The sequence below is a fragment of the Sulfitobacter litoralis genome, from assembly GCF_900103185.1.
Classification (GTDB): domain Bacteria; phylum Pseudomonadota; class Alphaproteobacteria; order Rhodobacterales; family Rhodobacteraceae; genus Sulfitobacter; species Sulfitobacter litoralis.
The window spans coordinates 11522-35144 of sequence record NZ_FNJD01000029.1; the positions used below are offsets into that span (position 1 = coordinate 11522).

19 protein-coding genes and 3 pseudogenes are annotated in these 23623 nt (G+C 56.7%); 11 read left to right on the top strand and 11 right to left on the bottom strand.

What is annotated here, in order from left to right:
- Nucleotides 1-18 precede the first annotated feature (18 nt).
- Both BLQ98_RS16560 and BLQ98_RS16565 read right to left on the bottom strand, forming a co-directional pair.
- Entirely contained in the window at nt 19-3156 is a 3138-nt protein-coding gene (locus BLQ98_RS16560; RefSeq protein ID WP_093734339.1) for an efflux RND transporter permease subunit, read from the bottom strand.
- 11 nt (nt 3157-3167) lie between these two features.
- Entirely contained in the window at nt 3168-4166 is a 999-nt protein-coding gene (locus BLQ98_RS16565; RefSeq protein WP_244148469.1) for an efflux RND transporter periplasmic adaptor subunit, read from the bottom strand.
- 15 nt (nt 4167-4181) lie between these two features.
- Between BLQ98_RS16565 and BLQ98_RS18550 the strand changes: the two genes are divergently transcribed.
- Nucleotides 4182-4835: a hypothetical protein gene (locus BLQ98_RS18550; protein WP_244148470.1), complete on the top strand. Its 654-nt coding sequence runs from the start codon at nt 4182-4184 to the stop codon at nt 4833-4835.
- 175 nt (nt 4836-5010) lie between these two features.
- Here the strand turns inward: BLQ98_RS18550 and BLQ98_RS16575 are convergent, their stop codons facing one another.
- From BLQ98_RS16575 to BLQ98_RS16585, 4 genes and pseudogenes are all read right to left on the bottom strand, one after another.
- Nucleotides 5011-5370: a hypothetical protein gene (locus BLQ98_RS16575; RefSeq protein WP_009827346.1), complete on the bottom strand. Its 360-nt coding sequence runs from the start codon at nt 5368-5370 to the stop codon at nt 5011-5013.
- A gap of 290 nt (nt 5371-5660) precedes the next feature.
- Nucleotides 5661-6326: pseudogene (locus BLQ98_RS16580) on the bottom strand (HAD-IC family P-type ATPase); the annotation flags it as partial.
- Nucleotides 6284-6406, bottom strand: a complete 123-nt coding sequence (locus tag BLQ98_RS18610; protein WP_009827344.1) for a hypothetical protein — start codon at nt 6404-6406, stop codon at nt 6284-6286. The gene BLQ98_RS18610 and the pseudogene BLQ98_RS16580, both read right to left, overlap by 43 nt.
- 10 nt (nt 6407-6416) lie before the next feature.
- The gene (locus BLQ98_RS16585; protein WP_009827343.1) at nt 6417-6689 is read right to left on the bottom strand and encodes a metal-sensing transcriptional repressor; all 273 of its coding nucleotides are present in this window, start codon (nt 6687-6689) and stop codon (nt 6417-6419) included.
- A gap of 64 nt (nt 6690-6753) precedes the next feature.
- On the opposite strand from BLQ98_RS16585, the gene BLQ98_RS18390 reads away from it, so the two are divergent.
- The 3 genes from BLQ98_RS18390 to BLQ98_RS16595 all read left to right on the top strand — a co-directional run bounded on the left by BLQ98_RS18390 (nt 6754) and on the right by BLQ98_RS16595 (nt 8557).
- Nucleotides 6754-7113 (top strand): hypothetical protein, encoded by a 360-nt coding sequence (locus BLQ98_RS18390; RefSeq protein WP_150120098.1) that lies wholly within the window; start codon nt 6754-6756, stop codon nt 7111-7113.
- 99 nt (nt 7114-7212) lie between these two features.
- Nucleotides 7213-7902: a HupE/UreJ family protein gene (locus BLQ98_RS16590; RefSeq protein WP_009827341.1), complete on the top strand. Its 690-nt coding sequence runs from the start codon at nt 7213-7215 to the stop codon at nt 7900-7902.
- Nucleotides 7903-7921: 19 nt separating this feature from the next.
- The gene (locus tag BLQ98_RS16595; RefSeq protein ID WP_009827340.1) at nt 7922-8557 is read left to right on the top strand and encodes a hypothetical protein; all 636 of its coding nucleotides are present in this window, start codon (nt 7922-7924) and stop codon (nt 8555-8557) included.
- 211 nt (nt 8558-8768) lie between these two features.
- Here the strand turns inward: BLQ98_RS16595 and BLQ98_RS16600 are convergent.
- Nucleotides 8769-10119: pseudogene (locus BLQ98_RS16600) on the bottom strand (DUF6880 family protein).
- Nucleotides 10120-10483: 364 nt separating this feature from the next.
- Here BLQ98_RS16600 and BLQ98_RS16605 point away from each other — a divergent pair.
- From BLQ98_RS16605 to BLQ98_RS16615, 3 genes are all read left to right on the top strand, one after another.
- Nucleotides 10484-10774: a TFIIB-type zinc ribbon-containing protein gene (locus tag BLQ98_RS16605; RefSeq protein ID WP_037955031.1), complete on the top strand. Its 291-nt coding sequence runs from the start codon at nt 10484-10486 to the stop codon at nt 10772-10774.
- Between the two features lie 172 nt (nt 10775-10946).
- On the top strand, nt 10947-11390 hold the full coding sequence (locus BLQ98_RS16610; protein WP_009827337.1) for a hypothetical protein: 444 nt from the start codon (nt 10947-10949) through the stop codon (nt 11388-11390).
- 93 nt (nt 11391-11483) lie between these two features.
- Entirely contained in the window at nt 11484-12794 is a 1311-nt protein-coding gene (locus BLQ98_RS16615; protein ID WP_009827336.1) for an alkaline phosphatase D family protein, read from the top strand.
- Between the two features lie 330 nt (nt 12795-13124).
- Here BLQ98_RS16615 and BLQ98_RS16620 read toward each other — a convergent pair whose 3' ends face one another.
- From BLQ98_RS16620 to BLQ98_RS16630, 3 genes are all read right to left on the bottom strand, one after another.
- The gene (locus tag BLQ98_RS16620) at nt 13125-15188 is read right to left on the bottom strand and encodes a heavy metal translocating P-type ATPase (protein ID WP_244148471.1); all 2064 of its coding nucleotides are present in this window, start codon (nt 15186-15188) and stop codon (nt 13125-13127) included.
- A 244-nt stretch (nt 15189-15432) separates the two neighbouring features.
- Complete coding sequence (locus BLQ98_RS16625; RefSeq protein ID WP_009827334.1) at nt 15433-16014, bottom strand: recombinase family protein; 582 nt, start codon at nt 16012-16014, stop codon at nt 15433-15435.
- Nucleotides 16015-16164: 150 nt separating this feature from the next.
- Entirely contained in the window at nt 16165-19140 is a 2976-nt protein-coding gene (locus BLQ98_RS16630; RefSeq protein ID WP_037955028.1) for a Tn3 family transposase, read from the bottom strand.
- Between the two features lie 104 nt (nt 19141-19244).
- Here BLQ98_RS16630 and BLQ98_RS16635 point away from each other — a divergent pair, with 104 nt between their 5' ends.
- From BLQ98_RS16635 to BLQ98_RS16650, 4 genes are all read left to right on the top strand, one after another.
- Nucleotides 19245-19835, top strand: coding sequence for a recombinase family protein (locus BLQ98_RS16635; protein ID WP_009827332.1), 591 nt, complete (start codon nt 19245-19247; stop codon nt 19833-19835).
- Nucleotides 19836-20010: 175 nt separating this feature from the next.
- The gene (locus tag BLQ98_RS16640) at nt 20011-20343 is read left to right on the top strand and encodes a hypothetical protein (RefSeq protein ID WP_093734342.1); all 333 of its coding nucleotides are present in this window, start codon (nt 20011-20013) and stop codon (nt 20341-20343) included.
- 165 nt (nt 20344-20508) lie between these two features.
- Nucleotides 20509-22338, top strand: a complete 1830-nt coding sequence (locus tag BLQ98_RS16645; protein WP_093734343.1) for a copper resistance system multicopper oxidase — start codon at nt 20509-20511, stop codon at nt 22336-22338.
- Between the two features lie 29 nt (nt 22339-22367).
- Complete coding sequence (locus BLQ98_RS16650) at nt 22368-23084, top strand: copper resistance protein B (RefSeq protein WP_093734344.1); 717 nt, start codon at nt 22368-22370, stop codon at nt 23082-23084.
- A gap of 269 nt (nt 23085-23353) precedes the next feature.
- Here the strand turns inward: BLQ98_RS16650 and BLQ98_RS16655 are convergent.
- Nucleotides 23354-23623 (bottom strand): annotated as a pseudogene (locus BLQ98_RS16655) (hypothetical protein); the annotation flags it as partial.

Below are 23623 nucleotides of genomic sequence, written 5' to 3' on the forward strand. Positions count from 1 at the left end.
CATCAGAACATATATGCCCTAAGCCTTCTTTACAGATTTTGCCTTCGTACCATGCTCGTGGACCGTTTCGACAAGTGAATGATGCCCACCTTGTCTGGGCGCAAACCAGCGGTGCAGGGCGGGCATGACCAGTAGGGTCAGCACGGTTGACGAAACAAGCCCCCCGGTTACCACAGTGGCAAGCGGGCGTTGGACCTCGGCACCGACGCCGGTGGCGAAGAGCAATGGTGCCAGCCCAAGTGCCGTCGTCATGGCGGTCATCAGGACCGGACGCGCGCGCAGCCCTGCGGCCTCAATGGCCAAAGCCTCCAGATTGCGACCGGCGCGCGCAAAATCATCCATGAAACTGACCAATACCATACCGTTGCCCAACGCGATGCCGAACAATGCGATAAACCCGACGGTAGCAGGCACCGACACCGGTAACCCTGTCAGCCAGAGCGCCATCGCACCACCTGTCAGCGCCAGGGGGATATTCAACAGGATGAGGATCGCTGATTTCAGGCGACCAAAGGTTACCAGAAGGATCAGCAGAACGATGCCCAACGTAATCGGAATAACCACTTTGAAACGGGCATTCGCCTGTTGCTGAAGCTCGAATTGGCCGCCCCAGACCAAACGATACCCGGGCGGTAGATCCAACTGAGCGTCCGTCAACGTCTGCGCTTCGGCAACGAAAGAGCCGATATCGCGACCGCGCACGTTGGACTGGACCGTGATGAAGCGTTCGCCATCTTCGCGTGTGATCTGGCGTGGACCGATTACAGTTTCGATATTGGCCACTGTGTCCAGCGGCACCCGTGCGCCCGAAGGCGATTCCAGCACGATGCGTCTGATCGCCTCCGGTGTGTCGCGGCTTTCTTCGTCAAAACGCACCATGATCGGAAACTGTCGCACGCCCTCGAACAGTGATCCGGCTTCGGCCCCGCCGACGGCTGCACGCAGCCCATCCAACGCGTCCTCAACATCAAGCCCGTAGCGACCAAGGGCTGACCGATCCACGGTTACCACAAGTTGCGGCGCACCGGTGATCTGGTCGGCCTGTACCTCGGCAGACCCCTCAACCTGTTGCAGGAGTGATTGCAGGACTTGTGATCGCTCCAACAGAATTTCGGAATCCGGTCCAAAGATTTTGACGGCCAGTTCGGCGCGTGTGCCGGTCAGCAATTCATCAACAGCCATCGCGATGGGTTGGCCGATATTCACCACAATCCCCGGAAAGCTTTCCAGATCTTCCGAAATCGCCGTGCGCAAACCTTCGGCAGACAAGCCGGGCCGCCACTGATCGACCGGGTTCAACTCGATAAAGGCTTCGGCGCTGTTGGTCGGGTCAGCATGCGCGCCAACCTCACCACGCCCAATACGGGTCACGATGGACTTGATTTCAGGAAAATTCTTTAACAGCCGCTTTTCCACAAGCGTCGTCGTCTTCGTCCCTTCGGTAAGCGAAATCGAGGGTGCCATGGTGACGCGCATCAGAATATCGCCTTCCTCCAACGATGGCGTAAATTCGGAACCAAGTCGCGATCCTGCAAAACCGCCCACCGCCAAAAATATGCCGCACAGGACGATGGCGAAAAAACGGTTACGGACAAAGAACCCGGCCGCACCACTGACCATCGCGACAGTCCGCCCCGGCTTGTCAGGGGCCTTCTTGCCGGATCGGCGCATCACCGAAAAGGCCATGGAAGGCGCAATCAGGGCCGCATAGAACAGCGATCCGGTCATGGCCAGTGCAGCCGATGCCGCCAAGGGCCGGAAGGTTTTGCCCTCAACCCCTTGCAGCGAGAAAAGCGGCAGGAAAACAACGATAACCACGGCAACCGCCGCCACCAGAGGTGCGATTACCTCGGCGGTAGATCGTGCAACCAACATACGCGGCTCTTCAGAGCCGTCGTCTTCCTCAAAGCTGCGATCCACGTTTTCAGAAATGACAATCGCCCCGTCGACCATCATCCCGATGGCGATGGCGACCCCCCCTAATGACATCAGATTGGCGCTGATGCCGAGCACGTACATTGCGATAAACGCAAAACCTACGGAAAACGGGATCGACAGGACCACAACCAGACTGGGACGCCATCCGCCCAGGAAGACAAACACCACCAACGCTACGAGCACAGCCCCCTGCCACAACGCCGTCGTGACGGTTGCGGAGGCCTTGTTTACCAGCGTTCCCTGATCATAGTAGGGGACCGCCAGTACACCATCCGGCAGGCTTGCGTTGATTTCCTCAAAGCGCTTCTGGACCCGCGCGATGACATCGGATGTGTTGGTGCCATAAAGTTTCAGAACCAACCCTGCGACAACTTCGCCTTCACCATTGGCGGTTGCAAGACCTTGCCGAACGCCACCGCCAACGATGATGTGGCCCAGATCGCGCACGCGCACGGTGCGCCCGTCCTCCACGTTGACGACAATCTCTGCGAGATCAGAGATTGTCTTGGCAAGTCCAACGCCGCGCACCGTGTATTGTTCGGATCCGATTTCGAGGAATTGCGCCCCTTCGGTTTTGTTTCCGCGCTCTAATGCGCTGATCACATCGGCGATTTGAAGATCATAGGCAAGCAGCGCATCGGGATCGAGCCTGACCTGATATTGCTTTTCATAGCCACCAAGGGACAAAACTTCGGTGACACCCGGCACGGTCTGCAACTGATACTTGACGATCCAATCCTGAATTTCGCGCATCTCGACAAGGTTGCGTGCGCCGGTCTGGTCTTCCAGGCGGAAATACAGGATGAGGCCAAGGCCGGTTGAAATCGGACCCATTTGCGGGTCGCCAAACCCGTCTGGGATGTTGCCACGCGCTTCGGCGAGCCGCTCGCCCACGACCTGACGGGCGAAATAGACATCCGTCCCGTCCTCAAAATAGATGTTCACCACCGACAGCCCGAAGTTGGAGACCGACCGCATGTTTTTCAGTTTCGGAAGGCCCGACATCGCCGTTTCGATCGGATAGGTCACATAGCGTTCAACCTCTTCGGGGGCGAGCCCTTCGGTTTCGGTAAAAACCTGAACCAGCGCGGGTGTCACATCCGGAAAGGCATCAACAGGCAAAGCGCGAAACGCAAAAAGCCCGCCAAGCGTCATTGCAAAAGCCGCAATGGCCGCCAAAAGCCAGCCACCGGCGATGCGGTGCATAAAATCAGTCATAATCAGCTATCCTAATGTCCGTGGCCGTCGCCAAAGGCGTCTTTTTCGAGTTGGGCTTTGAGTGTGAAGGCACCGTCAGAGACAAAGAGGTCGCCTTCCTCCAGCCCGGTGCGGATTTCCACATAGCCGCCAGCGGTTGTGCCGACCATGACGGCGCGCGGTGCGAACCCGCCGTCAACAGGGACAAAAACAGACGGACGGTTCTCTACCAGTTGCACGGCGGATTGTGGCACGCGCAAAACCTCCGCGGCATTGCCGACGCTGAGATCTGCAATCACAAACTGGCCGGGGGTCAGGGTTCTGTCAGAGTTGTCGATGATGACACGCGCCGTCGCCGTGCGCGACACTTCATCAATAACCGGTAGGACAAAAGCCACCGTTGATTGCGCAATAACATCGCCAGCGTCTGATTTAAGGGCAACCGGAGCGCCAATCCGGACGCGGCTGATATCCTGTTTGTAAACTGCGATATCGGCCCAAACCACGCTGTCGTCGACAATCGTGAACAGCACCTTGGCGCTGGAATCCCCGGCTGTTACCGTTTCCCCCAGTGTCGCCGCACGTCGCACAATTGTTCCCGCAAGTGGTGCAGTCAGATAGGCATTGGCATTGTTGCCATCCGGAGCAGCGGCTATTTTGTCGAGAGCGGCGTGATCAATTCCGACGGCATGCAGTTCGGTTTCTGCGGCTTCACTTTCGGTCTTTGCCGATTCATGCTCTGCGCGGGCCGTTTGGACATTCACCTCGGATGTGATTTTTTGCGCCCACAGCCCTTCCAGGCGCGTCAACGACTGTGCCGCAAGGGCTTCGTTCGTTTTCGAAATCATCCATTTCGCTTTCAACCCTGCAAGCTCGCGGCTTGTGATCAGTGCCAGCGTATCTCCATAGGCAACGGTGTCGCCTTCACCAACCAAAAGCCGGTCGATGACTCCACTCACTTTGGGCGTGACATTTGCCATCCGGTCCGCGTCAAAGCGGATTTCTGCTGGCAGACTAAGGGATTCGCCCAAGGCACCCAATTCAGCTTGCTCGAGCAGGATTCCGGCCTCTTTCGCGACTTCGGGGGTCAGTTTAACAACATCGCCACCGCCTTCATCGCCGTGTGCGCCTTCAGCTTCGCCTGCATGATCGTCATCGCCATGCGCATCCTTGGCTTCGCCTGCATGATCGTCATCGCCGTGCGCATCCTTGGCTTCACCTGCGTGGTCGTCATCGCCATGCGCATCTTTGGCTTCACCTGCGTGGTCGTCATCACCGTGCGCATCTTTAGCTTCACCGGCGTGGTCATCATCGCCGTGCGCATCCTTGGCTTCACCTGCGTGGTCATCATCACCGTGCGCATCTTTAGCTTCACCGGCGTGGTCATCATCGCCGTGCGCATCCTTGGCTTCACCTGCGTGGTCGTCATCGCCGTGCGCATCTTTAGCTTCACCTGCGTGGTCATCATCGCCATGCGCATCTTTGGCTTCACCTGCGTGGTCGTCGTCGCCGTGCGCGTCTTTGGCCTCATCGGCATGATCGTCATCTTGCGGCGCTGCTGCAGCTGCTGCAGTCATTGGCAATGGCGTTTCCGCATTTCCAGGCGCGCCAGTGATCGGGACCAAGGCAAATACGCCCACCGTCAGCGCAGCCATGGTCATCGTTGTCAGTTTCATAATCGTACTCCAGGAATTGAATAGGTCACCGAAAACACGTCCGGGCACCTGTTGGAACTTTGTCTGCCATGATCAAACCAATGAAGTAGCCCTGAAACAGGCTCGCCTCAAACGGTTTGGTCTGCTGTGATATTTATGAGTTTCTACAAAGCCCGTTCCGACACGGGATATGTAAAATACCACTCTGCAATGGGGCAGATCAGCCTCGCGGAGGACGGTAAAAACCTTGGAGCGTGGCAAGGACCACAGAGGCGTCAGCCCAGTGTCGCGATCGGTCTGCTGACGCCTGATCGCATGCCAACTGCGCCTGCTTCAGTCCAATGATGTGGATATGGCAATCGCCAAAGCCATGGGATGCCTCACCATTTTCGCTAAATCTTTGATCCTGAGTAGCTAAATCAAGATCACCCGTATCGGTAGCAAAAATAATTTTTTCAAAGACCGCTTCACTTGCCTCAAACACATGGGCATCGGCTTTTGCATTGCTGAAATTCAGAGCAGCCGAAAGCAATATGGCCAACCCAATTTTAGCAACACGAATGGCGGACAAATACTTCATAATGGGACCTTTACAGGACACGTAACCGATGGTCCATTCGCTTTTTGTCGCATGTCGTTCACCATCAGAATCAAAGGCTAGTTTCCGTTCACATTTACGCTACTTGAGTGAAGTCTTGCGCCTCGCAACTCAAAGCCAAGATTTGACTCCCTACTGCGATCTTTTTTCATCTTTTGCTCGCGATGCTCATTGAGCTCGCTAGCGCGCATTAACTTGCCCTGCAATGTCCTCAACCAAACCCGGACAACTCCGCTGTTTTTTCCTGCGGTTTCCAATTTGGTTTTTTGAGTTCAATGACCATTTGCCTGCACACCTTGCATTTCTTTTTCACTCAATGTTTTATAATCCTTCGGCTTACCATTGTCTTTCTTGGCCCGCAGCAGCCGCAAAGCGTTAGCAACGACAAGCAATGAGACACCAACATCAGCGGCGATAGCGCCCCACATACTGGCCATGCCAAATGCAGTAAGCCCAACGAATAGCGCTTTGGTCGCCAGCGATATTCCGATGTCCTGATGGATAATGTTCATTGTCCGGCGCGAATGTCCGATGAGCCATGGCACCTTGCCGATATCGTCCGTCATAAGCGCGATATCGGCGGTTTCGATGGCAGCATCTGAGCCAACTGCGCCCATGGCAATGGCGAAATGAGCCCGCGCCATGGCTGGTGCATCATTCACACCGTCACCGATCATCGCAACGACATCGTATTTTTCAACCAGTTCTTCAATAGCTCGTACCTTGTCTTCGGGGAGCAGTTCGGCGCGCACCTCATCAATACCAACCACTGCCGCCACGGCGCGTGCTGTGCGTTCGTTGTCGCCAGTCAACATGACGATTTTCTGGACACCTTGTGCATGCAGTCGCGCAACGATGCCTTTTGCATCCGGGCGGATGCGGTCGCGCAGTTCGATCAAACCCAAAACTTGGTCTTTGCTACCAACAGCAACAAGTTGGCCAGCCCTGTGCCAAGCAGTGCCACGATTTGCGCGAGGAACAAATGACGATAGGTGCGGTCAGTCAGGACGGAGAGCATGCGTTGTTCCTCACAGATACTTGGTGATCGCCTTGAACTCAGCGGCGACTGGGGAGTCGCTGGAGCCGGTCAGGGCGTTGTCGAGGCAATGGTCGATATGGTCTTGAATCAACGTGCGTTTGGCCTGCGTGATGGCCTTTTCAACAGCATGAAGTTGTTGGGCGATGTCGGTGCAGGGGCGCTCTGCCTCAATCATCCCGATTACACTCAAAAGATGCCCGTTGGCACGTTTCAGCCGCTTGACGATATCGGGGTGGGTTGCATGGTGGGTGTGTTTTGTCATAAACAACGACTATCCCCCCTAGGAGGATAGAACAAGCGGGCCGAAACCTGCGGGAAAGAGTTGCATGAGGCGGCAGATAACATATTTTCTGAGAGCTGTTCTGACCATTGCTTTAGCGGTGGGCATGATTCTGTCGTTCAATTCTCGTATGATCTCTCACGACCTGACCAACCTAACACCGATTGCTGTCGACCATCAGGCTGAGATCGGAGAACACGGCCATGCGCATGATGAAGTTGTCAGTGCGATGGATGCTTATCATGGACACGCTCATGATGTAGCCGACCACGACCATAACACCGCATTCCTGCCACCTCGTGGATCATCGGGTATGGCGCTACCGACACGGACGACCTGGACATTAGCCCACTATGCGATGCCAGATCGCAGGGAGTTCGATCTAGACCGACCTCCGCGCGTGTGATGCTGCGCCCTTTGGGCGCTGTCATCCTACACTTTCACAAAGCGGAAAATCACAATGATACACAACCGATCCTACGGGTCGGGGGCTTGGTCGCATCCAATGCGGCAACCCCTGATCCTCATGGCACTGGTCCTGCTGGCGCTGATCGCGTTCGCGACCACTGCCTTTGCCCATGCCGTCACGGCGGGTGATAAGGGCTATATCCAAGAGGTCAGCGGCATGAAGCTGATCCCTTTCATGTATTTGGGGGCCAAGCATATGGTCACCGGCTACGACCATCTGCTGTTCCTGTTTGGCGTCGTCTTCTTCCTTTACAAGATGAAGCACGTCGGCATCTACGTCAGCTTGTTCGCCATCGGTCACTCCACGACGATGCTGGCTGGCGTCTACTTTGGCTGGAACTTCAGTTCCTATCTCATCGACGCCATCATTGGACTGTCGGTGGTCTACAAAGCGCTCGACAATCTTGGGGCCTATCAGCGCTGGTTTGGGGTCCAACCCGACACCAAGGCTGCGACCCTGATCTTTGGCTTTTTCCACGGATTGGGTTTGGCGACCAAGCTGCTTGAATATGACATCGCACCGAATGGTCTGATTCCCAACCTGCTGGCATTCAACGTCGGCGTCGAGATTGGTCAATTAATAGCTTTGGCGATGATCCTGATCGTCATGGGCTATTGGCGCAAGACAACCAGCTTCTGGAAACATGCCTACACCGCAAACGTCGTGATGATGTCTGCCGGATTCATTCTGGTGGGATACCAGATGACCGGCTACTTCGTCGCCTAACATTTTGGAGAATAAGAAAATGCACAACGGAAACAAACCAAACCCCGACGAACTGCCAACCTCAGCGCAGCTTATCAAGTCTACGATTCTGGCTGCAGTCGCAGCGGTCGCGATCCTCGTCACGGTCGTCTTGCCTTCAGAATACGGGATTGATCCCACTGGCATAGGCAAGGCCGTTGGCTTGGCAGAGATGGGTGATATCAAGGTCCAGCTTGCCGAAGAAGCCGAAGCCGACCGCCTGCTGGAGATTCAGAACACAGGGGCCATCGAAGAACAATCCAGCCTCGGTGGTGGGTTCTTCAGCTTCTTTGTCGGCGCGGCCCATGCCCAAACCGCTGACCCCGAATGGACGGATCAATTTAGCGTCACACTGACCCCTGGCGAAGGGATCGAGGTCAAACTCGTCATGGAAGAAGGTGCAGAGGCCGAATTCCTGTGGGTTGCTGAAAACGGTGTCGTCAACTTTGACCTGCACGGCGATGGAGGTGGCAATAACATCAGCTATGCAAAAGGCCGTGCGGTTGAGGAAGAAGAGGGCGTCCTGACGGCGGCATTCACTGGCAATCATGGCTGGTTCTGGCGGAATCGCGATGGGCAGGACGTTACCGTCACGCTCTATGTCAGGGGCGACTACAGCGAGATGAAGCTGCCATAAAATATGTCGATGGCCCCTGCGTAAGATCGTGGGGGCCACGGCCTTCTGTCGTTCCAGAGCAACTGCAAAACACCGGTGAGCACAGAGGATCTGACAGTCTTAGCAAAGCATTGCATATCACCAGATTGATTGTATTTTGCTTAAATTTAACATAAGTATCCTTATGCGCATAAGAACAAAATAAGAACACGACCTAGTGGCACTCTGGTTATCACATCCCCGACCCCCAAAACGATGTCTTCTTCCCATGAACCGATCTTAAGTCCGCAACAAAAGCCTCATGTGTTTCAAACGGAGCAAACGCATCAATCCTTGCGGCTAGGTTTTTACACTCGCGTAAGTGGCGCGGCATGGGGGTAGCGTTTGACCCGGCCATTCTTAAGCGCAAAGTTGATCAGCCCGCGCTTGAGAAGCGTCGCGGCAAGCGGATACTTCTCTTCCAGCGCTTCGGAGGCTGGTCCGAGAAGCTCGTAGTGGTTCCCGTCAATTTCGGCGGCGCGACTGGTGATCAGGGCTGCCGCCTGTGCAAATGCGGGCCATGTCATCAAGAAATGCAGCGCCGTTGTGAAGCTTTCAAAGCCCTGTGCGTGCTCAAGGGCTTGATCCTCCGCCGCGACGTCTTCAAAATCTGGCAGCCCAGCGAGCCATGCGCGCAGATGCTCAGCGTTCAGACTACGCGCAAAACAGGTCCACATGAACGCCCGCGCCGCATCCGTTTGCCCCATCGCCTGCATCACATTGATCCGGGTCACTTCCCACTCATAAGGGATCCATCCGCGATCATCCTCGTCGGGCGCGTTAATCGCCGCCCACGCCTCTTCAAGCCGTCCCGCACCAAGAAGTCGTTGGGCGATTTCTGCAGCCCCTCTGAATGATTTTCGCGCTAGATCACTTTGCTGGGAGATGTAAGCGTCGGTATCGCCCTCAGCATCCGCAATCTCTTCAAGCGCCATGCGCAGCGCGTAATTCTCGGACACATCTTCGTCCAACGCGGCAATGCCAGCCCGGAGGTGCTGCAGACCCTCCGTCCCCAGCATGGGTGCCAAACCTGAGATTAACGCGGGATAGTGCCCATAGTCATCATCAGGCAAAGCCGTGAGCAAAAGGTCGGCTAGAACAATCGGATCCGGCTCGACCGCTTCAGAAAGATCAATCAGATCCTCGCAGGCCGTGTGAAACACTGATTGCACCCGGCCAGTGCTGTCATCGCACCGCTCATAGACCCCATTGGCAAGGGCGACGAACCGCCAGATCAGTTCAAATGCGGCTTTAGGGTCCGTCGGTCCAACTTGACCAACGATGGCTTGCCGTTGCATATCCAGATCGGCCGCAAAGGCGTTCCGCCCCTGCCAGTCGACAAACGACCGCGACCGCGCAATCGCCGAAAGCCGCTTACGAATTTCCCGTGCCACATCCCCCGTCCCTACTTCGCCCGCCAGCTCAAGCCTGAGCCGTCGCTTCGCACCTGCATTGCCTTTCGTGATCTCAATCAGAAGATCAGCCAGACGCTCAGCGCCAAGTGCCGCAAGGTTATCCGCGTTCAGTGTTGTCTTTGGTGCCATGCGGAAATTCTAGAGCACGCCGCAGGTGAATTTCTAGCCCCTACCGGTTATCAGTGATTTGAAATTACGGCATGAGGCTGTCGCAATGCTTGGTGACGCGGTCACATTTTCAACGCACAAAAAAATATTACCGACCACCCTTGAACCTACAGTTACTGTAGATGTTATGTGCCTAAGATCGGCAGAAGTTGCGCGATAATTGAAACAAGTACGGGTGGTAAGAACCCGGGAATACCACCGTTATTGATAGCGGAATTTGTTAGTCTAGCCTGCCTCACCAGAATGAAAGGAGAACCACAAGATGGTAGTTGAATTGAAGGAACCGGGTCGGAACCCGGAACGAAATACAGGAAGAAGGGGAGCCATGCGCTGCCCGGTTTGCGATGTCGCGTTGAGCATGTCGGACCGACAGGGGATCGAGATCGATTTCTGCCCCGATTGCCGGGGGGTCTGGCTCGACCGCGGCGAACTTGACAAGATCATAGAGCGCAGCATCGGTGAAGCGACACCACCACCGTCAGGCGCACGTGACCGGCGTGACGACGACGATGATCGTGGTTATCGTTCCGGCAAGCACGGCGGTGGACATCATGGTAGCGGATACGGCAAACACGGTTCGCGCCGGAAGTCCTGGCTGCACGAATTGTTCGACTGAGGAAATAGACGGGCATAGGCGTGGGACACGGCGGCAGCGGCGGAGGAACCTCCGCCATTCGCCACAAGGGCAGCCTGAAATGGGACCTGGCATTACCCACACCACGATCCAGGTCGAGGATGCCGATTTGGCCCAGACCAAAGAGTCACTCCATGCATGAGGATGTATAGATATGGGCCATCATCTTTTCAGGCGTACGAAGTACCGGCGGAGCAGTGATCGATACGACGATGGTGCACAATACGAAAACTATGGCCGCTACGATGACAACGCTCCCGCGCGCATCCCACGCATCCCGGGAGCAGTTCTGATAGGCGGGATCGTGATCTGGTCACTGCTGGCGCTCGGTGTCTGGGCGCTGGTCGATCCGCTGCTGGCATGGGCAGCGGGCATGGCAGGTCCCGCAACCGATCTCGGCGTCGGTTTCGCGCGCTGGTTCGGCCTCGGCAACGAGGTGTCAGCGTTACGCGACGCCGCGAATGTGGACGGGTTGGTCGGATGGGCCGTTGGTCCGGTGCATTTGCTCGCCAAGGGCGGACTGATACTCGTGTGGCTTGCTGGTTCTGCCACGCTGATCGCGCTCCCGATTATCCTGCGGCGCAGGTCGCGGTGGTAGCGATTGTAGGCAAGACGGAGGCTCGAGTTTCGCGTGGCTTGGTACTGCGGCTGAAGACACCCACATCCAAGCGAACATTCGGGCGCGGGATGCTTGAAATTCCGTACGATCCGTATTGGACCTGTACCGGTCGGGATCATCGCCCATGACGATATCGCCTCGCATTCCGGGCAGAACGCCATGACCGCTGCCCGTGCGCCCCTGATTGGCCCCATCCTTATCCTCGACAATATCGGCGATGGCACGCTGACGCTTTCGGCGCTGTTCATTGTGGATGGGGGGGAACACCCGCCGCCCGTCGAAACTCCCGGCGGGGTGCATGACGTTGAAGTATTGGCACGGTTCGACAGCGCGACGGTCTGGCGCACGCGGTTCGACCTGCCCGCCGACCGGCCTTCTGAGTATCACTGGAACGGCGAATCCTACCTAGTAGCTGGCGATTTGCACGACGATCTGCGGATCGCGTTTGTGTCGTGCAACGGTGAAGAGATCGGCGACCTGGAGCGTGAAGGGTCGGAGCGCAACGCGATGTGGGCGCGGCTGTGCAAGGCGCACCGCGAGGAACCTTTTGCAATGCTGCTGCATGGCGGCGATCAGGTCTACGCCGACGAAGTCACGCGAGGCCATCCCCTGAGCGAAGACTGGCCATCGCATGTCCCCGACGATCCTTCCCAAGCCGATCTGGCCGATCTGCGTCACCACCTGCGCGAGCGGTTTTTTGATCGCTACGCAGCGCTTTACGCGGCACCCGAATTTGCCTGGATTGCCGCACGTGTGCCATCGCTGATGCAGTGGGACGATCACGATATCTGCGACGGCTGGGGCTCGCTCAGGCGATGGCAGACCCATTCGGTGGTCGGCCAGACGTTGTTCGTGGCAGCACGGGAAAGTTTTCTGATTTTCCAGCAGGCGGCGGCAGAGGGCGATCTTCCCGCACGGTTCCACGACCCGGCGGGGCACCACCTTGGCTGGGGTGTTCGTGCGCCCGGGTTGCGCATTCTGGCACCGGACCTGAGATCGGAGCGCACGCGCAGGAGTGTCATGGGCACGGGTGGATGGTCAATGATGGAAGCTGAAGCTGCAACAGGAGCGTCGGGCCGCACGCTCCTGATGTCGAGCGTGCCATTGCTTGGGCCGCGACTGTCGATCCTCGAGGCGCTGATGGTCGTCATTCCCCGTATGCAGAAATACGAGGACGATCTGCGCGACCAGTGGCAAAGCCGTGCTCATCGCGCGGAGTGGGCGCGGATGTTGCGCCTTGTGCGGGACATGGCGCGCGCCGACGGGCAGAACCTCACGGTGGTTTCCGGGGAGATTCATCTGGCAACGCGGGCCGTGATGGGCCTTGCAGAGGGCCTTCGGATCGACCAGCTTGTGGCGTCCGGCATCGCGCACCCCCCGTAGCTTGGGCCAGGTTTCTCGGCAGTCTTGCACAATTGGGCGAAGCACCGCTGCCTCGGCATAGGGTCCGCATTCTGCCGCTGCCAGGACAGCGCGGACGTTATGTCGCCCAGCGGAACTATCTTGTCCTGGAACGACGATCGGACACGTGGCGGGCCAATTGGGACCTCGAAAACAGCGGGCTGACACCTTCACTGCATCTATGACCGCCTCTGACTTGCTTTCAAAATGGGTTGCTTCGGCCAGTAACACAAAACTGAGAACTTGGAAAAGTTCCACCCGATGAATACTCAGTCAAACTCACCCAACAAGGGACGCTTGTGACCGCGCACGCTATGCCGATTTGACGCGATTGTCCTTGAAAGCCAGCAATCTCAAGGCATTGGCAACAACAACCAGTGTTGATCCTTCGTGGACCAAAACAGCCGGTCCGATCCCCAAACCAAACAACGTCGCCGGAATGAGCAGTGCAACAACGCCAAGACTGAACCACAGGTTCAGGCGGATGATACGGCTGGTCTTGCGACTTAGGCCCACGGCAAACGGCAAGGTCTGTAGATCATCGGCCATCAGCGCGATATCGGCCGTTTCCAGCGCGACGTCCGACCCGGCGGCCCCCATCGCAATGCCCACCGTGGCATTGGCCATCGCGGGGGCGTCGTTCACGCCGTCGCCGACCATCGCCACGCCACCGTCCGCCTTGAGCGCTGCAATTTTGGTTACCTTATCCTCGGGCATCAGATCGCCGAACGCTGTGTCGAGACCGACCTCCTTGGCGACAGCATTCGCGACATTCTGGTTGTCACCAGAGATCATCATCATCCGCTTCAGTCCCAGATCACGCAGCGCGGCGATAACCGAACGCGCGTCTTCTCGGGGGGTATCCATCAGGCCAATTGCGCCAAGATACCTGTCGCCGCTTCTGACGATCATCGTCGTGCGGCCATTTTGCGACATCGCCTCAACCGTGCCCCGCAAGTCGTCGGGCAAAGGCAAGCCTGCGACACTTTCAAACAGGGCGGTCTTGCCGATATGAACGACCTTGCTATCAACCTTCGCAGACACGCCCTGCCCGATGATATTGGCAAAATCCGAGGCTTCGGACGGCAAATCGCCGAGGCGGTCTTTGACATCTCTTACAACGGCCTGTGCCAGCGGGTGATCGCTCAGCATCTCGACGGCGGCACTGACCTGCAACAACTCTGTCTCGGTCGCATCGCCGTAAGGTGTGATTTCGACCAGATGCGGTTCGCCGATGGTCAGCGTGCCGGTCTTGTCAAAGGCAATCGCGTCCAGATGCCCCATGGCTTCCAGCGGCGCGCCACCTTTGATCAACACGCCGCCACGCGCGGCGCGGGCGACCCCCGATAGAACGGCACTGGGCGTCGCGATTGCCAAGGCACAGGGACTGGCCGCGACCAGAACGGCCATCGCACGGTAAAAGCTCTGGGCGGCGGTTTCGTCCAGAATTAGGAACGAAAAGCTGGTCACGAAGGCCAGCGCAATGACGCAGGGCACAAATATCTTTTCGAATTTCTTGGTAAAATTCTGCGTTGGTGACTGGCGTGTCTGTGCCTCGGCGACCAGTGTCACCACCCGCGCCAATGTCGATTCACCCGACAGTTTCGTGACCTGAACATCCAGGCTGCCGCTGCCGTTGAGAGACCCAGCAAAGACGCGGGTTTGCGGTGTCAGCTTGTCCAGATTGGCGGCGGCAAATTCGGGATCATCGACAGGCAGTTTGTCGACCGGCGCACTTTCGCCCGTAATCGGGGCCTGATTTACGGCACTTGATCCCTTGACCACAAAGCCATCCGCCGGAAGACGTTCGTTGGAACGGACAACGACAATGTCACCCACCAGCAGGTTTTCGATCAAGACGGTTTCGGTTTTGTCTCCCCTGCGGACCAAAGCCTCGTCCGGTGTCAGGCCAGCCAAGGCCGCCACGGCGTTTCTGGCCCGGCCCATGGCGTAGTTTTCAAGGGCATGACCAACGCTGAACAGAAACAGCAGGAAGGCCCCTTCGGCCCATTCCCCCAGAATGGCCGCACCCGACGCGGCCACCAGCATCAGAAAATCAATCTGGAACTGACCCTTGGAAATTTTTTCAACGGCCTCGCGCAGGGTGAAATACCCACCGAAGAAGTAAGCCGCCAACAACAGGCCAAATCCGAATTGTTCGGACATTATGCCGTATTTCGGTCCCAGCCACCCAAGCAGCAGGCAAATACCGCACAAGACGGCAAAGATGACTTCGGCGCGTCCACCGAGAATCCGGTTCAGAAAACCGCCGTGCGCGTGGTTGTGACCATCGTCCGGTGTGTGATTTTCGGGCATATTCTCTTCCTCTACAGCGTTAAGATCGGCAACGACTTTCCGCACTCGAACATGCTTCACATCGGAGGCAAGTGCTGTCTTGGAAAGAAATGACTGATTACATGGTTAAATTTCGGCGTCGATAGATCAAGGACAATGTAAGGAGTTAGCACGTCCAAGACGTTATGTATGAGGCAAAGACGGTCTAGCACCAACCTTTCGGGATGAGCTAATGGTACCGGCCAAAAACGGTCGTTTTTGTCACGGTTTCTCAACCCATTAAAAATTGTGACTTTTCACGATAAATGGCACTGATATTTGCACGCTAATTGGCACTCTCTGTGCGTTGGAGGGTGCGGTAGATCGTCGGTCTGGAGACGGCGAAGACATCTGCGAGGTCACTGATTGAGTAGTCCCCGGTGTCGTACATGCGGCGCAGTTCGCGGTGCTGTTTCTCCGACAGCTTGGGTTTCTTGCCCCGCAGCTTGCCCTTGGCGCGGGCTATTTTCATGCCTTCGCGGGTGCGCATCCTTATGAGGTCGGACTCGAACTCGGCGAAGGTGGCGAGGATGTTGAAGAACATCTTTCCCATGGGATCGGTTGGATCATAGACCGAAGCGCCCAGGGCGAGGCGGATGCCGCGTTCCGCCAAGCCGTCTGCAATGGTGCGGGCATCGGGAGCAGACCGCGCCAGCCTATCCAGCTTGGTCACGACCAGAGTGTCGCCTTTTCGGACTGCGGCCAGGGCCTGATCGAGGCCCGGTCGGGCGCGCGTGCGGCCTGTCAGGCCGTGGTCAGTGTAGATGCGATCCGGGGCAACACCGAGGTCGATCAGGGCGTCCCGCTGTGCGGTCAGGTCCTGTTTGTCGGTGGAGCAGCGTGCATAGCCGATTTGGGTCGATGTCATTAACTGATTGTACGTAAGAGCTACCTCTATTGCAAATCAATGCGTACCATTCTTATGGTACATCATGACATCAAAGAAACCTGATCCTGCTAATGGGGTCACTACATAAAAGTGTCATTTTTGTCCGGGCCGTGCGAACGAACGGAGAACTTATGCGGCGTCCTGTATCTCGTGTTTCCGAAGTGGCCTGAGGCGATCTGAGCTGAGTGGTGGGTTCATGTTCCACAGGTAGTCCCCGGTCAATCCTACATGGGCCCAGCCAAGTGGTGCGATATGTTTGGTAATTTCGTTTGGGATGGCTACTCCGTTTTTCCTCAGATCAGTGATTGAGGCTTCCAGGTATTTGGTGTTCCACAGGATGATGGCGGCAACCAGGAAGTTGAGGCCCGACGCTTTGTGGATCTGATGCTCATAGCTGCGATCGCGCATTTCACCGAGTTGGTTGAAGAAGACCCCGCGCGCGAGGGCGTTTCGGGCTTCTCCTCTGGCTAGACTTGCGCTGGTTCTTTTTCGCAACTCAAGGCTGCGCATCCATTCCAGGGAAAAGAGGGTCCGCTCCAATCGCCCCAGTTCGCGCAAGGCAATTGCGAGTCCGTTTTGCCGGGGATATGCGGACAGGCTTTTAAGGATCGCAGAAGCAGTGGTAGTCCCGGCCTTGATGGAGGTCGCCAGCCTGAGGATTTCAGGCCAGTTGTCGACAATGTGACCTGCTTTGATGGTGCCGCCGATGAAGGGTGTCATGATGGCCGGGGGCTTCATTCCGGGCAGGAGATACAATTTGCGATCCTTGAAGTTTCGCAAGCGTGGCGCGAAGCGGAACCCCAGGAGATAGCACAGGGCAAAGACATGATCCGTCGCGCCGCCAGTGTCCACGTGATGCTCTTCGATTGCGACGCCTGATTGGTGGCGAAGCAGACCATCCAAAACGAAAGGCGCTTCGCTTTCGGTGGCGGTGATGACCGTCGAGTGGAACGGACTGAACTGATCTGAGATGTGGGTGTAAAATTTGAGACCTGGGGTGCGTCCGTACTTTGCGTTGATATCTGCAGAGGCCTCACCGCGGCCACCGGCCCGGAAGAACTGCCCATCTGAGGATGATGTCACGCCGTCCCCCCAGAGTTTGGCCAGAGGGAGCTCGCGTTGCATGTCGATCAGACAAGCCAAAGCGTCAGAATAGGTCTCCTCGCGCAAATGCCAATCATGAGCCCACGCGATTTGCCGGGCAGACAGATTGTGGGTTGCCGCGGCCATGCGGGATACACTCAGATTGACCCCATCGGCAAGGACAGCGGCAAACAGCGCCTTTTGATCTGTCGCCGGTTTGCCCGAGCGATAATGGGTGAAGCACTCCGCAAATCCGGTCCAGGCGTTCACTTCTGTCAGCAGGTCGGGGATCTTGATTTGTGGCAATTGCCCATAAGCCAGTCGGCTCATGGCCGTGGCGGCGTCGGGTGTTTCATCTTTGACCGGGGTGATGCTCAGGGTGCCACCCTGAATGGCGGCATCCGGCAGCGTCCCCGCTTCGGCACGGGCCGCGACAATGGCCATGGCCTCCTCGATCTGCTGTTGCCGTTCTGAAAGATAGGTTTCTGCATCCGCCGCGGCGGCGATCGGCAACGACTCCTCGGTACGCAAGATCTCGAAGGTGGCTTTGGGGATGAGCCGATCGTCGAAGTTGCGTCGCTGCCGGCTTCCTGCGACCCAGACATCCCCTGCCCGAAGACGATCACGCAATTCGAAGTAGACGCAGAGCTCGTATGCGCGCCGGTTGACCTCCCCGGGCGCCGGAAAGACAAATGGGCGCCAAACCTTCCGGATGAACCCGGTTGGCGGGTTGTCGGGCAGGCTGCGCTTGTTCGCCTCATACATAACGCGCAAAAGATCTATCGCGCGCAGAAGGCTGGCAGCGCTGGCCGCACCTTTGAAGCTAAAACCCCTTAATATCATGGGCGCAAACTGGCGGGCGGTCTGATATTTTCCGATGAGTTCAGTATATTTGTCGGGCTTTCCGTCTCCGAGGGCGGTTTCAATTGCGGATGTCGCACTCTCGATCTCGTCCCAATTGGCCGTGTCCAATATTCCGTTGAGATCACCGGTCTGCAGGCGGGCAGTCAGAGCCTCACGGCAAAATGCTTTGAGTGACTGTAAAGGGCGGATGATGTCCATCAGGAGCCTGGACGCTTTGTCGGAACTTTGTTGTTCCGCCTTTCGAAAGCTTCGGCCCAGCAATTTGTCGAACATATCCAGTGCAAGATCGGTAAGCTGTTCTTCCAGCCGCAGGCAGGCGGCCGACAAAACTGCCAGCAACCGAGGCAAGGCCATACGCCGCAGATTTTGCACCGTGATCCGCAAGCCTTCGCCTGCCAATCTGTCGAGCGCTGATGTCGAGATATTCTGACGCAAACTGTTGGGCAGGCCGATCGCCCGAACCACCTTCAGGCGATCCAGAACAGCCTTGATGGATTTGGAGGACGCTGATTTGGGTGCTGCTTTCAGCCAGCTCAGCGTCGACACCTCGCCCGATTCAGGTGGCGCAATCAATGCACGCAGGGCGTCGGGGTGATCCGGATACAGATCTCGGGTCCGAGCGGAAATCCTGACATTTTCCGCGCGCCGGATCGCATGCCTGACAATCAGTTCAACGGTACGGCGCGCCGGGATCAGGATACGTCGCCGCCTCAGTTCTTCAATCAACGAAATTGCCAAAGGCTCGGCCCGCGGGTCTTCTCCGGCAGATGGTGTCAGCCAATGAACAAACTCCCGCACAAGGGGTTTTGTGAACGCCTTGTATCCAAACCGAGCTATAATTTGCGCGATATGTTCGCGTCGTGTCTGCGGGCGCTGATCATAGACCGCGAGATCGGAGGCGCTGGCATCAACCTGATCTGCAAGAAAGGCCAGCATCACGTCGTTGGCCTGTTCTCCAACATTACGAACCCGCCCGGGATGGCGTAGATAAGCCAATGATACGGCATAGCCCAGACGCGCAGCAGCTGTTCGCTTTCTGGCGACAACCTCGATCTCATCCGGGGTGAGCGTGCAATACATCGCGACTTCTCGATCCTTCGAGGGTGGTGCCATCAGCCGAGACCAAAAACTTGCCGTCAATATTTGTCGCCGTGCCATAAAATACCCTCTTTTGTCCCAAGTCCGTGAAACGCTCGTTAGGCGGAACGACCCGTTCCGTCCGCCAATATGGCTTGACAACGGGAAGTCGGACAAGTTGATTTATGGACAGGAAAACGGACAAGGCTATCTTCATGGCTCTGATTGGATATGCGCGGATCTCGACCACTGAGCAAAAGCTGGAACCGCAGGTGGATGCGCTCAAAGCTGCGGGCTGCGAAACTGTGTTTGAAGATGTCATCTCCGGCGCCAAAGCCGAACGCCCTGGCCTGAATAATGCCCTGGCCTTTCTGCGCAAGGGCGACACGCTTTTGGTCTGGAAACTCGACCGTCTGGGCCGCTCCATGAAGCACCTGGTGGAAACAGTGACAGACCTCGGCGACCGCGGTGTTGGCTTCAAATCCCTGACCGAAGGCGTGGACACAACAACTACCGGCGGCACTTTGGTGTTCCATCTGTTCGGTGCGCTTGCCGAGTTTGAGCGTGACCTCATTGTCGAGCGCACGCAGGCCGGATTGAAGGCTGCTGCAACGCGCGGCAGAAAAGGAGGGCGCAAGCCTGTCGTCACGCTCAAGAAGCTGGAGCAAGCCAAAGCCCATATCAGCGATGGATTGACCGTCCGAGAGGCCGCAGCGCGCCTCAAAATCAGCAAAACAAGCCTCTACAATGCCCTCAGAGGTCAGAAACCCGACTGAAACCGCGAATGTTCCCGTAAAGTTCGCACGAGCCGGACGATAACGTCACTTTTATGCAGTGACCCCAATTCACAGCAGCTTGCCTCGTTCGAGCTGCGAAGGGTGAATGCTCTTTCAAAGTTTAACTGACTATGCTACTCCCTCTGGGCAATATTGACTTGCCAAACTGGATATTATGATTCATGCGGGTAACGCTTTTCTGGCTTTTCTGCTGGCGTTGACAATTACGTTGTCGTCGTTGTTGACGCATGGAGCAGGTGATGCGCACGCTGGCTTAGCGGCCAGTGAAACGGCTAACGTTCACGCGATCTCAATGTGCGGCTCGCCAAGCAATATGAGCGATGGCTGGGATGGTTGCGATGGAATGGCAGGACACTGCCTGATTGCCTCCTGTGAGACCTACAGTCTGTCGCAACCCTCGCCGATCCGGATTGATATCAGCCACCCGGCGCTGCAGGCCAAATCCTACAGGATTTTCGCTACGATCGAGATCCCGCCGCCACGATAACGCCAGAGCCTAATGTCACGCCGCCCGCTGGGGAGGGGTTCCTTTAGATTTGTCGTCTCGATATAATGCATAGACCGTCTCTCGCGTCTTTTCACATAAGCAAGCAAACAATGCGCCGCGTGCTCGCGCGTCGCTCTCATCTGTATATTTTTGAAAGGAATGGAAATGAATTCCATTGCCATGTTCCGCGCGGCCCTTCTGGGGTTGGCGGTAACCACTCTGGGCGGGTTCAGCGCCACTGCCGGAACCTATGACATCAGTGTCGACAACATCCGCATCGACACCGGTGACTTCAAGAAAAAGGGCGTCGGCTATAATAATAGCCAAATTCCGACCGTTCTGCGCTTCAAAGAGGGTGAAAACGTCACCCTGAACGTCAAAAACAACCTACGCGAGTCGACGTCGATCCACTGGCACGGACTGATCCTGCCGTTCCGCCAAGACGGTGTGCCCGGTATCAGCTTTAACGGCATCAAGCCGGGCACGACCTTCACCTACAACTTCCCGATCAAGCAGGCGGGCACATATTGGTTCCACAGCCACTCCGGCTTTCAAGAGCCTGATGGTGCCTATGGAGCGATCGTGATCGAGCCAAAAGGCCACGATCCTGTTCATGCCGATCGCGACTATGTCGTGCAGTTGACCGATAAGCACCCCCACAGCGGCAACAAGATCTTCCGAAACGTGAAACGCTCGGCCGACTATTATAACCGCTCCCAACGCACGCTCGATGATCTTGTTAACGACGCTCGGGCAGACGGGCTGAAAGCGACCCTCAAAGACCGCAAGATGTGGGGCAAAATGCGGATGACCCCGACTGACGTTGAGGACATCCAAGGCTTTACCGCCCTGATTAACGGGCAGAGCACCAAACAAAACTGGACCGGCCTGTTCAAAGCAGGCGAGAAAGTGCGCCTGCGGCTGATCAACTCTTCAGCAATGACGTACTTCGATGTGCGGGTACCGGGCCTGAAGATGACTGTCGTGCAAGCGGACGGCAACAACGTGAAACCTGTCGTCGTTGACGAGCTGCGCATCGCTGTCGCAGAGACCTACGACGTGATCGTCGAGCCGCGTAAGAACATGCCCTATTCGGTGATCGCTGAATCGATGGGCCGTACGGGACTGGTGCGGGGCACCCTTACACCGCAGGCCGGACTTGTCGGCGGTGTCCCTCATTTGCGCCCGCAACCGCTTCTTACCATGGCTGATATGTCAGGCATGATGGGTGGTATGGGCATGGACATGGATGGCATGAGCATGGGGAACATGGACATGGGCGGTATGAAAATGAACCTTACCGATACCGGCATGAACGACATGGCCGGAATGGAAATGCCGAAAACTGATGCCGATCCACACGCAGGGCATGACATGGGAAACATGGATATGGGCGATATGAAGATGCCCAATAAGGAGGCCGATGCTCACGCGGGGCACAACATGAAGAACATGGATATGGGCGGCAAGAAAATGTCCAAGAAATCCATGGCAGGCATGAACGACATGAACGGCAAGACCGAGTTCTATGCACCTGGAAGCGGGTTGACGCCCCATGCAGCAAATGGCGGCAAATTCCTGTCCTATAACGACTTGAAAGCAAGCCAACCACTGTTCCGGGATCGCAAGGCGACGCGCACCATTGAACTGCGTTTGACCGGTAACATGGAGCGTTATATCTGGTCGATCAACGGCGTCAAAATGGAAGACGCCGACCCGATCGTACTGAACTATGGCGAGCGTGTACGCTTTAAGTTCGTGAACGAGACGATGATGGCCCACCCGATGCACCTGCACGGCATGTGGTCTTTGCTTGATACCGGCAAGGGAAAATGGGACCCCATCAAGCACACGGTCAACATCAATCCCGGCACCACGGTCTATACCGAAACCGAAGTTGACGCCTCGGGCCAGTGGGCCTTCCACTGCCACCTGTCCTACCACGCCGAAGCGGGCATGTTCCGCAAAGTCGTCGTTGTTGGTGGTCCGGCATGAGCTCTCATACAAATCTAAAAGGTACTCAGATGAAAAACCTTCTCGCGCCCGGAGCAGTGGCTCTGGCAACCCTAACTGCCGGCGCTGTCTTTGCAGAGCCTGGTGTGCCACCGCTGATCTATGGCGTCCAAGTCGAGCAGCTTGAATATCGTTTAGGCGAAAATGACGAAGATGTTCTGGTTTGGGATTTCGACGCCATGGTCGGCAACGACGAACTGCGGCTGGTATTCAGAAGCGAAGCGGAGATGGAGACATCGTCAAACGACTTCGAAACGCTCGAAAACCAGCTGCGTCTGCAAATGCCGATTTCAACATTCTTTGATGCTGTGGTCGGTGCGCATGCCAGCACCCCGACCGAGGGCCCGAACCGGTACAATCTGGTGGTCGGTGTCAAAGGGCTCGCCCCGCAGTGGTTCGAAATTGACGCGGATCTCTATCTCTCCGAGTACCCGTTCGGCCGGTTTGAGGCTGAATACGAGGCTCTGCTAACCAATCGGTTGATCCTGACGCCAAGCCTCGAAGTCAACATGCCGTTTAAGGACGACATCGAAGCGGGCCAAGCGGCTGGTGGTGCGACGATCGAAATCGGCGCACGGCTAAGTTATGACCTCGTAGGTCGCGCCATTTCGCCTTACGTCGGGGTGAATTACGAGAAGTCTTTTGGCGGCACGGCTGACCTGATCGAGGCTGCGGGGGGGCAAAGTGACAACCTCTCCTTTGTGGTCGGGACGCGTCTGTTTTTCTAATGCTTGATGAGTGAGTTACCGGCCCGCAGGCGATTGTCTGCGGGCCGGTGCGCGCCGTTGGCCGGCGTGTCTCCTTTAACTTTAAGACCGGTGTTGTCACGTTCACGGGCCTGAGGTTGCTGGTTTATAGATCTGGGCGTAGGCGGTGTCGATGCAGACATTGAAAATTAGCTACAAACGCCATCGGTTTCCGCCTCAGATCATCCCACATTAGGGCCGTGTTGCATAGATCAACTGCAACTCAGAGCGCGCCCTACCCGAGACGGAATTCAGGCGGTACGTTCAAAGCTTGGGTGGCCAAGTCCGGTCATCCAGTTGAGAACCCGGACGCCAATCTTGGCTTCTGTTTTCTGATTTTCGAAGGTACGCGCCTTTAGCTTTGGCCCAATAACCACCTTCCAGCGGCCCATGAGGGTTTCGCCCCGGCTGCGTTGGTTGTAGCCAGTGGCGTTGTTGCAGGGACCCCCGGTCGGCTGATATTGGGTGCGTTCTGTTCGTTTCAGGATGCTGTAAATGCCGTACAAGTTCAACGCCGATCG

Bases quoted from the DNA above. Each gene is read 5' to 3' on its own strand.
- BLQ98_RS16560 (WP_093734339.1), bottom strand. From the start codon at position 3,156: ATGACTGATTTTATGCACCGCATCGCCGGTGGCTGGCTTTTGGCGGCC.
- BLQ98_RS16575 (WP_009827346.1), bottom strand. From the start codon at position 5,370: ATGAAGTATTTGTCCGCCATTCGTGTTGCTAAAATTGGGTTGGCCATA.
- BLQ98_RS18610 (WP_009827344.1), bottom strand. From the start codon at position 6,406: ATGCTCTCCGTCCTGACTGACCGCACCTATCGTCATTTGTTCCTCGCG.
- BLQ98_RS16585 (WP_009827343.1), bottom strand. From the start codon at position 6,689: ATGACAAAACACACCCACCATGCAACCCACCCCGATATCGTCAAGCGG.
- BLQ98_RS18390 (WP_150120098.1), top strand. From the start codon at position 6,754: ATGAGGCGGCAGATAACATATTTTCTGAGAGCTGTTCTGACCATTGCT.
- BLQ98_RS16590 (WP_009827341.1), top strand. From the start codon at position 7,213: ATGCGGCAACCCCTGATCCTCATGGCACTGGTCCTGCTGGCGCTGATC.
- BLQ98_RS16595 (WP_009827340.1), top strand. From the start codon at position 7,922: ATGCACAACGGAAACAAACCAAACCCCGACGAACTGCCAACCTCAGCG.
- BLQ98_RS16605 (WP_037955031.1), top strand. From the start codon at position 10,484: ATGCGCTGCCCGGTTTGCGATGTCGCGTTGAGCATGTCGGACCGACAG.
- BLQ98_RS16610 (WP_009827337.1), top strand. From the start codon at position 10,947: ATGGGCCATCATCTTTTCAGGCGTACGAAGTACCGGCGGAGCAGTGAT.
- BLQ98_RS16625 (WP_009827334.1), bottom strand. From the start codon at position 16,014: ATGACATCGACCCAAATCGGCTATGCACGCTGCTCCACCGACAAACAG.
- BLQ98_RS16630 (WP_037955028.1), bottom strand. From the start codon at position 19,140: ATGGCACGGCGACAAATATTGACGGCAAGTTTTTGGTCTCGGCTGATG.
- BLQ98_RS16635 (WP_009827332.1), top strand. From the start codon at position 19,245: ATGGACAGGAAAACGGACAAGGCTATCTTCATGGCTCTGATTGGATAT.
- BLQ98_RS16640 (WP_093734342.1), top strand. From the start codon at position 20,011: ATGATTCATGCGGGTAACGCTTTTCTGGCTTTTCTGCTGGCGTTGACA.
- BLQ98_RS16645 (WP_093734343.1), top strand. From the start codon at position 20,509: ATGAATTCCATTGCCATGTTCCGCGCGGCCCTTCTGGGGTTGGCGGTA.
- BLQ98_RS16650 (WP_093734344.1), top strand. From the start codon at position 22,368: ATGAAAAACCTTCTCGCGCCCGGAGCAGTGGCTCTGGCAACCCTAACT.